General features: G+C 62.0%; 10 protein-coding genes, 1 tRNA gene and 1 pseudogene. 10 read left to right on the top strand and 2 right to left on the bottom strand.

Translation table 11 applies throughout. The features are described from left to right. Positions 1–76 (top strand) — tRNA-Arg (locus Q0216_RS10550). A gap of 108 nt (positions 77–184) precedes the next feature. Here Q0216_RS10550 and Q0216_RS10545 read toward each other — a convergent pair. Beyond that, a complete protein-coding gene (locus Q0216_RS10545) occupies positions 185–1,081 on the bottom strand; it encodes an HNH endonuclease family protein (protein WP_298595312.1) in 897 nt (298 codons plus the stop codon). A gap of 365 nt (positions 1,082–1,446) precedes the next feature. On the opposite strand from Q0216_RS10545, the gene Q0216_RS10540 reads away from it, so the two are divergent. The 5 genes from Q0216_RS10540 to Q0216_RS10520 all read left to right on the top strand — a co-directional run bounded on the left by Q0216_RS10540 (position 1,447) and on the right by Q0216_RS10520 (position 5,242). Next, positions 1,447–1,977, top strand: coding sequence for a single-stranded DNA-binding protein (locus tag Q0216_RS10540; protein ID WP_298595309.1), 531 nt, complete (start codon positions 1,447–1,449; stop codon positions 1,975–1,977). A gap of 217 nt (positions 1,978–2,194) precedes the next feature. After that, entirely contained in the window at positions 2,195–2,542 is a 348-nt protein-coding gene (gene rplS, locus Q0216_RS10535; protein WP_298595306.1) for a 50S ribosomal protein L19, read from the top strand. Positions 2,543–2,736: 194 nt separating this feature from the next. Next, complete coding sequence (gene lepB, locus Q0216_RS10530) at positions 2,737–3,945, top strand: signal peptidase I (protein WP_298595303.1); 1,209 nt, start codon at positions 2,737–2,739, stop codon at positions 3,943–3,945. Between the two features lie 12 nt (positions 3,946–3,957). Beyond that, positions 3,958–4,806: a ribonuclease HII gene (locus tag Q0216_RS10525; protein ID WP_298595315.1), complete on the top strand. Its 849-nt coding sequence runs from the start codon at positions 3,958–3,960 to the stop codon at positions 4,804–4,806. A gap of 109 nt (positions 4,807–4,915) precedes the next feature. Further along, positions 4,916–5,242: a DUF2469 domain-containing protein gene (locus tag Q0216_RS10520; protein ID WP_298595301.1), complete on the top strand. Its 327-nt coding sequence runs from the start codon at positions 4,916–4,918 to the stop codon at positions 5,240–5,242. Here Q0216_RS10520 and Q0216_RS10515 read toward each other — a convergent pair. Further along, positions 5,239–5,493: a hypothetical protein gene (locus Q0216_RS10515; protein ID WP_298595299.1), complete on the bottom strand. Its 255-nt coding sequence runs from the start codon at positions 5,491–5,493 to the stop codon at positions 5,239–5,241. The two genes, Q0216_RS10520 and Q0216_RS10515, sit on opposite strands and share 4 nt — an antisense overlap. 80 nt (positions 5,494–5,573) lie before the next feature. On the opposite strand from Q0216_RS10515, the gene Q0216_RS10510 reads away from it, so the two are divergent. From Q0216_RS10510 to Q0216_RS10495, 4 genes and pseudogenes are all read left to right on the top strand, one after another. Then, positions 5,574–6,026 carry a YraN family protein gene (locus Q0216_RS10510; protein WP_298595296.1) on the top strand — a complete coding sequence of 151 codons (453 nt, stop codon included), beginning with the start codon at positions 5,574–5,576 and terminating at the stop codon, positions 6,024–6,026. Beyond that, positions 6,026–7,564 carry a YifB family Mg chelatase-like AAA ATPase gene (locus tag Q0216_RS10505; RefSeq protein WP_298595294.1) on the top strand — a complete coding sequence of 513 codons (1,539 nt, stop codon included), beginning with the start codon at positions 6,026–6,028 and terminating at the stop codon, positions 7,562–7,564. The genes Q0216_RS10510 and Q0216_RS10505 overlap by 1 nt, the downstream gene beginning before the upstream one ends. A 252-nt stretch (positions 7,565–7,816) precedes the next feature. After that, on the top strand, positions 7,817–9,436 hold the full coding sequence (dprA, locus tag Q0216_RS10500; protein WP_298595291.1) for a DNA-processing protein DprA: 1,620 nt from the start codon (positions 7,817–7,819) through the stop codon (positions 9,434–9,436). A 256-nt stretch (positions 9,437–9,692) separates the two neighbouring features. Then, a pseudogene (locus Q0216_RS10495) lies at positions 9,693–9,997 on the top strand (tyrosine recombinase XerC); the annotation flags it as partial.

Below are 9,997 nucleotides of genomic sequence, written 5' to 3'. Positions count from 1 at the left end.
GCCTCAGTAGCTCAGAGGATAGAGCAGGAGCCTTCTAATCTCTTGGTCGGGGGTTCGATTCCCTCCTGGGGCGCCACATAGAAAACCGCCCCGCACCCAAAACTTAGGGTGCGGGGCGGTTTTCTTGATGCTTTTATGTTGGTGCGCTGCAAGGTGCTGCGAGATGTTGCGAGGTGCCGGGAGGCTATTTCTTAGTGGGGTTAGTGTCCTTGCAGGAGTTGAGGACGCGCTCCATAACCTTCTTCTCGTCCGCGGTCACCCACAGCTTGTACTTCGCCTTCACATGCACCTGACGTGCCACGTAGGTGCAGCGGTAGGCGGTGTTGCTCGGCAACCATTCGGAGGCGTCCGCATCGGACTTCTGCTGGTTCGCCGGGCCGTCTACAGCCAGCAGGTTCTCCGGGTCGTTCGCCAGCTGGCGGCGCTGCTCCGCGGTCAAATCCTGCGCGCCGGTCTGCCATGCGTTCGACAGCGCTACCACGTGGTCGATCTGCACGGCTGAGGAGGTCTTCTTGCCGCGCTTGAACTCGATGGTCTTGCCGGTGTACGGGTCATCCAGAGTGCCACTGATCACGGTGCATGCGTGGGTCCCCACCTTGAAACGAACATTGGTCAGGTCGCGGCGTAGAATGTCATCACGAGTGTTGCACTTGTTGCCGTCAACGTCATCCCAGGCGGGACCGAACTGATCACGAGAGTAGCCAGTCTTTGACGCGCGATCCTTCACTTGCAGGGACGCCAGCTCGCGCTTCGCGGTCGCCAGATCCGGTGCGAGCGCGGTCGCGGGATCAACCGCCTTGTACGGGTTCTTGACCTCGGCGAGGGTTTCCGTGGCAACGGTGGTTTCTTCCTCGTCGGTGGCGGAGGTCGTCGTATCCGAACCGAGCAGGCTGTCCACGCCGTTCTTGCTCACGTAGACCAGACCAATAATCAGCACGATCACGGCAAGCACGGCGAGCAGACCGTAAATGAGGCGCTTCTTCTTCGGGTCCATCGAGTCGGGCAGCTTGGGTAGGTTGCGCTGCAGCTGCTGAAGTTCCTGCAAAGAAGGCAGGTTGTTGTTCGCGGGCTTTTTGCTCACGGATTCTCCAAGGCGGGTAGACGGGATGCGGCTGAGTGCACCGCATCATCAAGGATAGAGTGCGTGGGGCTGAAATAGTTAACTTGAGGGCAAAAATAGCCGCCTCGACGCTGAGATACCTATCACGGATACCAGTTACGATGCCGGATGGGGTGGGGGAGTAGTCGTCATATTTCTGCAGGGAGCGTGTTGCCCGAGGGCAAATTTTGAAAAAATGGGGCAAAAAGTTCAAAAAATCTATCCACAGGCGGTACCCAAAACCGCACAACGCGAGGTTATCCACAGATGCGGCGGTCGTCGGGTGCAACGTCGGCTCAGCCCTGGCAAGGTGAAGGAACCAACCCACTAGTTTCTAAGGAGAAACCATGAGCGACACCATTCTGATCCGCGGATTCACCGCCTCCGACCCGGCACTGAGCACCCTGCCCAACGGGGTGCCCGTTGTGAACTTTCGCCTTGCCAGCACCCCGCGCTGGCAGGACGCCACCGGCACCTGGAAAGAAGGCACCACCAACTGGTACACCGTGAAAGCCTACCGCCGCCTCGCCCAGAACATCGCCACCTCCATTGAGAAGGGGCAGCCGCTGGTCGTGAGCGGCCGCCAGCGCATTAGCCGCTGGAACCGCGAAGACGGCACGCAGGGCACCACGGTAGAAGTGGATGCCCTCGGCATCGGTCACGACCTGAACTACGGTACGAGCACCTTCGCCCGCACCGTGGAGAAGCGCACGGTCAACGACATGCAGGGCGCACCTCAGCAGGAGGCGACGCAGTACGCGCAGCAGTACGCGCCTCCGCAGAACGCGGAGGCGCCGGGTGTGACCGTTCAGGGTGCCCCGGTGCAGAACGGCGCATCCCAGGGCGGGGGAGCGCAGAGTGACGAACCCCCCTTCTAAAAGTGCTCCCCGGATGCTTGCATAAACGCGGGTGCATTGGGATAATGGAGCATTGTGTTGACATCGGGCACGCCCCTGCCGCAGGGGGGAGAGCGACCAACGATGTCAACCTTCGGGCACCAATCCTGTCCGAAGCATGAAGTTTTCTGTCCCGCAGTGGGGCAGAGCAATCTGAGTCTATTTGACCTGCGGCAGATGACTCTGGAGATCTACAACTATGCAGACTCTTGACTTCCTCGACAAGAAGTCCCTCCGTGACGACATCCCCGCATTCGGCCCCGGTGACACCCTGAACGTTCACGTTAAGATCGTTGAAGGTAAGACCCACCGTATCCAGGTCTTCAAGGGCTTCGTCGTTGGCCGCCAGGGTGCAGGCGTTCGCGAGACCTTCACCGTCCGCAAGGTTTCCTTCGGCGTTGGTGTTGAGCGTACCTTCCCCGTTCACTCTCCCTCCATCGAGAAGATCGAGGTTGTGACCCGCGGTGACGTCCGTCGTGCAAAGCTGTACTACATGCGCGACCGCCACGGTAAGGCTGCTCGTATCCGCGAGAAGCGCGAGTTCTAATCTTTATAGATACAGAATTCTGTTGCGAACCGCTCCCCAACCGCTTTGCGCGGGCAAGGAGCGGTTTTTGCATATTCTGAGAACCTTGCCGCTCTCAGAAAATAAAAGCCCAAGAGCGCAAACACTCTCGATACAATAGCTAGGTACCGTTTCACCCGAGCTAGGTATCTCTCAAACGAAAGGCTCACTCCAGCATGGCAGACGACAAGAACACTGCGAACACCAGCCCCTTCCCCGAGGGATACCAGCCTCAAAGCCGCCGCGAGCGCCGCGAAATGGAAGAGTACACCGCGCGCCTCGCCGCCGAAAAAGCAGCAGGTGAGAAGGCGGCTACCGAACAGAGCGCGACCGAGAAGGCTACCCCCTGGGCGGCATCCGAGGGCGCTACTGGCGCTACTGGCGCTTCTGGTGCTACTGAGGCGACCGAAAGCGATGCCAAGAGCACCTCTGAGAGTATTTCCGCGAGCACCAGCGAGGTGGTAGCTAGCGCCGAGGCAAGTGCCGCCTCCGCAGGTGCAACCGCAAGCAGCGCCGCCGCGACTTCTTCCACCGCGAAGGACGCGAAGAAGAGCGCCGCCGCAAAGAAGAGCGAGAGCGAAGAAGCCACCGATAAGGACGCATCCGCAGAAGCCACCAAGGACTTCTCCGAAATGACCCCTAGGGAACGCCGCAAGGCAAAGCGCGCCGAGCAGGCAGAGCTGACCTACTCCCAGGCGCAGGAAGAAGGCCGCCTCGGCGAATGGCTCTGGGTGCAGGCACGCGAGGGCGGCACCGTCATTCTCTACGCGCTGGTCATCGCATTCCTGGTCAAGACCTTCCTGCTGCGCGGCTTTTACATTCCCTCCGGCTCCATGGAGCAGACCCTGCAGGTCAACGACCGCGTGTTCATTAACGTGGCGGGCTCCTACTTCAACGAGCCCAAGCGCGGCGACGTCATCGTCTTCAAGGACTCTCAGGGCTGGATTCCTTCCACCCAGAAGACCAGCAACCCGCTCAAGGACGGCCTGTCCTTCGTCGGTATTCTGCCGGATACCTCCTCGAACTACCTGGTCAAGCGCGTTATCGGCACTCCCGGTGACGTGGTTGAAGGCGACGGCACCGGCAAGATCAAGGTCAACGGCGTAGAAATCACCGAACCCTACCTGTACCCCGGCAACCCGCCCTCGGAGGTTCCCTTCAAGGTGACCGTGCCCGCCGGCAAGTACTTCGTGATGGGTGACCACCGCAGCAACTCCGCCGACTCCCGCTACCACATTAGCGACGGCACCGCGTTCATCTCCAAGGACGACGTGCAGGGTAACGTGTTCCTTGTGGCGTGGCCGCTGAACCACTTCGGTCTGCTGCAGGATGAGAGCTCGGTGTTCTCCTCGGTACCCGCACCGACCTCCACCCCGAGTGAGTAAGCGAGCTTGGCAATGATGGTGAGCGCCCAGAAGAGCGCAACGAAACCCGCAAAAGCTAAGCCACCCGTAAAAACCAAACCCGCGAAAGCAACCCCGCCCGCTGCCGACCTTGAGTACGAGCAGCAGCTCTTCGCCTCCGGCGCCCGCACGGTTGCCGGAATCGACGAGGTGGGCCGCGGCTCCATGGCGGGTCCGGTTACCGTGGGCGTCGCAATCCTCACCCCGGACGCCACTCTCGAAGTGGGCGGGCTGATTGACTCCAAGGCGCTCTCACCGGCACGCCGCGAATCCATGGTTCCCGAAATCCGCCAGTGGTGCGCCGTGGCGGTCGGGCACGTGGAACCGGCAGATATTGACCGGCTCGGCATGACCCTTTCGCTGAGGCTTGCCGCCCAGCGTGCGCTCGCCGAGCTGGCGCGCCGTGGATACCGTGCCGACGCCGCCCTGCTGGACGGTAAGCACGACTGGTTCACCCCTCCGCAGGAGGACCTGTTCAGTGCGCTGGTACCGGATCCGGCGCAGGCACACTACAATGCACTGCTTGCCCAGGCGTGGGAGGGTTTGGGCGAAGGCGGTGCAGGTGAGCCCGCGCAGATGCCGGTGACCATGGTCATTAAGGGCGACTACAAGTGCGCCTCCATCGCCGCCGCATCGGTGGTTGCGAAGGTGGAACGTGACGAGCTGATGGTCCAGCTGGGCGCCTGCTACCCGGGGTACGGCTGGGCAAAGAATAAGGGCTACGGGTCCGCCGCTCACCGCGAGGCGATTAGCGTGCAGGGCCCCAGCCCGCAGCATCGACTGTCGTGGTCGCTTCCGGCGACCGCCGAGCAGATTGAGGCCGCTGCGGCACAGCGCTACTAGGGGGGCGGCTAGAGTGCGTGGCATTCCTGAAGACCGCGCCCCCGAAGGCTACGAAAGCCTAACGTGCTACCGCTGAATCAGTACTAGAAAGCCCAGGAAAGGAAGAGTAGTGAGCGCAGAAGACCTCGAAAACTACGAGACCGACGCCCAAATGGCGCTCTACCGCGAATACAAAGACGTCATGTCGCTCTTTAGCTACGCGGTAGAAACCGACCGACGCTTCTACCTGGCAAACCAGGTGGACGTCACCCCGCACGTGCAGGACGGCACCCTCTACTTTGAGGTGAGCATGAGCGACGTGTGGGTGTGGGATGTATTCCGCTCCAACCGCTTTGTGAAGAAGGTGCACGCCTACTCGGTGCGTGACGTGAACGTGGAGGAGCGCCTGCCCAACCAGGAGTTCACCGTGCCGGAAATGTCGGACTTTAACGCCTAGCTCACGCCCGATTCACCGCCTTGCCGCCGGATGCGCGCGGCTGCTGAGATGCCGGGCGGCAGAACTTGGGTGACGAAACCGCGTGATGAACCTGCGCGATGAACCCGGCATGATAAACCGCGTGATGAACCTGCGCGAATATGACGCGTCGAGTTGGCACCCGAGCGGCGTTTTTGAAAAATATGCCCTAAAATTTCAAATAAATGGCTGTGGATAACCTCTAATTCCTTCTGGGAACCGAGGTTATCCACAGTTTTTCGTTAACTGCGTTCGGGCACGTGCGCGGCGGGCACAGTAGAAGCACTACCGCTATCTACCGGGGGAGAAACCCATGACAACAACCCGAATAACAGCCCGCGCCACAACCCGAAGCGCACCCAACAGACCCCTCCGCAGAACCCCGCCCCGCGCCCACAGCGTCGGCAGGTGGGGCGAGGAACTGACCGCCCGCATCCTGGAAACGAACGGCTACCGCATCCTGGAAAGGAATTGGCGACCGCCCGCCGGACTCGAACACGAACAGATCCGCGGCGAGCTCGATCTGATCGCCATTGACCCCGAGGACGAACTGGTTTTCGTTGAAGTCAAAACCCGCAGCAGCGAAGATTTTGGGCACCCGTTCGCGTCCATTGACCGCGATAAGGCGCGCCGCACGCGCTCGCTGGCGATCCTGTGGTGCAGGCTGCGTGAGAACCTGGATTTTCCGCGCTTTCGTATCGACGCCATTGCGGTGACTGGAACCTGCGAAACCTTCACCTTCGAACATTTGAAGGCGGTGGCGTAATGGGATTCGCACGCACCTATTCCGTGGCGCTCGTGGGTCTGCGCGGGCACATTGTTGACGTTGAAGCAGACATCTCGCAGGGCCTACCCGGTTTCGTGCTGCTGGGTCTGCCCGATACCGCGCTCAACGAGTCTAAAGAGCGTGTGCGCTCCGCCGCGAAGAACACCGGCATCATCCTCACTCAGCACCGGCTCACCGTGAACCTGACCCCGGCGACCCTGCCTAAACGCGGCTCGGCGTTCGACCTTGCCATTGTGGTTGCGGCGCTGCAGGCGGAGAAGAAACTGCACCCCAGCGGCGATAGCGTCTTCCTGGGCGAGCTGGGACTGGACGGAACACTACGCCCCGTGCCGGGCATCCTGCCGGCGGTCAAAGCAGCTGTGGATGCCGGACATCACCGCGTGATTGTGCCCGCCGAAAACGCTGAGGAGGCGGCGCTCATTCCCGGCGCGCAGGTGAGCGGTTTCCGCTGCCTGGCTGAGGTTTTTGCCGCTCTCGGCGCGGAGAGCCAGAAGCTGACCTACCCACCCGCCCCGCAGACGGAAGCGAGCGCACCGGCAGCGAAACCGGCTGAAATTCCCTCGGATATGAGCGATGTTGCCGGTCAGTCGCAGGGTCGTTTTGCCCTGGAAATTGCCGCTGCGGGCGGCCACCACATGCTGCTGACAGGCCCGCCCGGTTCGGGTAAAACCATGCTGGCGGAGCGCCTGCCGAGCATCCTGCCGACCCTCGACAACGATGCCGCGATGGAGGTGACCGCGATTCGGTCCCTCTGCTCGGCGGGGGAGCACCTGAGCGAGCTGGTGCGTCAGCCGCCGTTTGAGGCGCCGCACCATAGCGCCTCCGCGCCGGCGATTCTGGGAGGCGGCAGCGGCATTCCCCGCCCAGGCTGCGTGTCTAAAGCGCATCGCGGCGTGCTCTTTCTGGACGAGGCGCCGGAGTTCAAACGTACGGTGCTTGATTCACTCCGTCAGCCCCTGGAATCGGGGACCGTGACCCTGGATCGTTCGAGCGCGTCGGCGACGTATCCGGCGCGTTTTCAGCTGATTCTGGCGGCGAACCCGTGCCCCTGCGGCATGAACGTGGGCACCGGTACGGAGTGCACGTGCGCTCCGCGTGAGCGTCGCGCCTATTTTGGGCGGCTGTCCGGCCCGCTGGTGGACCGTATTGACGTGAATGTGACGGTTCCGAAGGTGTCGTCTACGGAGCTTGCGGGCGGTCAGGTGAATGAGAGTTCGGCGCAGATTCGTGAGCGCGTCATGGCGGCACGGCAGGCTCAGAAGGAGCGCCTGGAGCCGTACGGGTTGAAGACGAATGCGGAGATGAACGGGAAGATTCTGCGCGGTCCGCTGCGTCTGGATGCGAAGCTCACCGGCGAGCTGAACGCCGCCGTGGATCGGGGCACGCTGACGGCTCGCGGCTATGATCGGGTGTTGCGTATTGCTTGGACTCTCGCCGATTTGGAGGGTGCCGCCTACCCGAGCCGGGAGCACCTGGATGTGGCGCTCTTTTTGAGGCAGCAGGGGCAGCTGAAATAGAGGCAGCTGAACGAGCGACGGCTGAAATGTAGGCGGCTGAAATAGTGTGCCGAAGCTTTGACCGCCGAGGTGTTTTTGAAGACGTGTGAACGAAATTGAGCTACTCACGAGAGGAGAAACGTTATGAGTGAGAAGAAACCGAGAAAACGAGCCGAAGAGGCTGAATTGAAAGAAAATGGGCTGAGAGAAACAGCGCTACAAGAGTGTGCGCCGGAAGAGCATGCGCCAGAAGAGAGCGCGGCGGAGGATTTTGTGCAGGAGGAACTGCAGATCCGTATGCCCGGCAGGACGCTAGACCGGCACGCCCTGGTACGTGAGAGGGTGGCGCATATTCTGTCGCTGGGGCAGGAGCCTTCGCCGAGCCCCTATAACGCGGCGCGGTTGCCGGGGTTCCTCGCCTCCTGCCTGAACCCGGTGTACCTGGACGAGACACCGGAGTCTGCAAACCAAGAGGGTGCTGAATCAGTAGCTAAAAAATCTGCTGATACCGCAGACGCAACCACTCCCGTAGCTACCGCACCGCTCTTCAACCCTGAGCTCAGCGCGCAGGAGCTTGAGGCTGCGTGCCGCGAGTACATCCGCTGCTGCACCGCTCAGCTGATGCGCTACGCCGAACCCGCCGATGAGCTCGTGGTCGAATCTCTCACCAGCCTGGGTGCGCCGCTGACCCTGCACTACCTGCTGACCGGGCACATCCCCGATGAGCACACCTGGGAGCACGGCGAACCGGACGAACAGCTCAGCGAATTTCTGCACTCGGTGGGTGCACCCGCAGAGGGGGAGTCCGCCCTGTTTTTCAGCGCGAATGGCTACTACACGCCGGGTGAGCATCAGATGAGCCGTGATAAGTTCGGTAAGGCGCTCGCGACCCGCCGCCTGCGCTGGAACCGCCGCATGGAACGTACCCTGAACGCGGAGGCGCACATGGCGGCAACCTGCGGGGCGTGGCTGGTCACTCCCGCCGATCCGCTGTGGCCGCCGCAGTTGAACGATTTGGGGCCTGCCCGACCGTACGGGCTGTGGTGTCGAGGCGATTCGCGGCACCTGCTGGATGTGGCGTCCGCCCCGAGCGTGGCTCTGGTCGGTTCGCGCGACCCGAGCATCTACGGTACGGAGGCGACGACTCACCTCGCCGCGGAGCTGGCGCGCCGCGGGTACACGGTGATTTCTGGCGGTGCGATGGGCGTTGATATTGCGGCGCATCGGGCGGCGCTGACCCAGCAGGGCAGCGATCTGCCGACCATTGCTTTTATGGCGGGTGGGTTGGATCGGCTGTACCCGGCGCAGAACTCGGATGCGCTGAACATGATTGTTGACCGCGGGCTCATCATGAGCGAGGTGAGTGTGGGCAACACCCCCACGCGTTGGCGTTTTCTGGAGCGTAACCGCCTGATTGCGGCATTGGCGCGGCACACCATTGTGGTGGAGGCGCGCTGGCGTTCCGGTGCCTTGAACACGGCTCGTCACGCGCTGGAAATTGGGCGTACCCTCTGGGCGGTTCCGGGGCAGATTAACTCGCCGAACTCGGTGGGCACGAACCGTCTGCTACGCGATGGACTAGCGCAAACACTCACCGAGGCCGCCGACATTCTCGAGTACGATGCCGCCGCTGGGTTTGAGCTGGGCACCGAGCACGAGAGCGAGTGGGATCAGGCCGCCTCCTCCAGCGCGCTGGATGAGCTGACCGAACGACAGGGCAGAGTCTGGGATGACTTGAGCCCGCGTTCCTACCGCGGCGTGGACGAGATTGCCGCAACCCTCGGGTTGAGCGCTCGCGACGTGATGGCTGACCTGTTCCACCTGGGTCGCTGCGGCCTGGCGGAGAGCAGTGGAACGAGCTGGAGGAAGGTTCGCCCGGCTGCCGCAGCGTAGGGGAGCCTGCGCTGAACACTCCTGCCGAGCGCCCCGACAGTAGCCGGTTGTGAGGGTCAATCATGACAGGACGGCAGGTAGAGGAGGCTGAACCTCTCTACAATTGGGGTAGGCTTGCGCGTACTGGCGCGGAGCCTACCCCGCCGCCCTATCGGCAGATGCGCCGGGGATAGAAATACAGCAGGGGACAGAAATACACTGCTGAGAAGCATAACGCCGCTAGAGTCGGGAACCGGAACCACGAAAGGAGGGACGCATGACCCCCGCCCGCCAGCACGAAAACCGGGCTGCAAACCGAGAAGAATATCGGGACGAGGCTCCCTCCACGACCCTGCCGGTGACCTACACCCGCAGCCTTGCCGCTGATCATCCCGGCGCCCAAGCTGAGGGCCCTGATTCTGCTCTGGACGGCTCTGCTCTACCCGATTCGGCTCTATCCGATTCCGTGCTGGGCGTTTCCGGTGAGGTGTTCCGCTCCGTCCTGGACCGTTTTGAGCGTTTTCTGCGCTATGAGAAGCACCGTTCCGAAGAGACGATTCGTTCCTATATTTCGGATTTGGA

The sequence above is a fragment of the uncultured Rothia sp. genome (assembly GCF_937976295.1).
GTDB lineage: Bacteria > Actinomycetota > Actinomycetes > Actinomycetales > Micrococcaceae > Rothia.
Note: the sequence above shows the minus strand (reverse complement) of the source record. Positions and strands in the feature narration are given on the sequence as shown.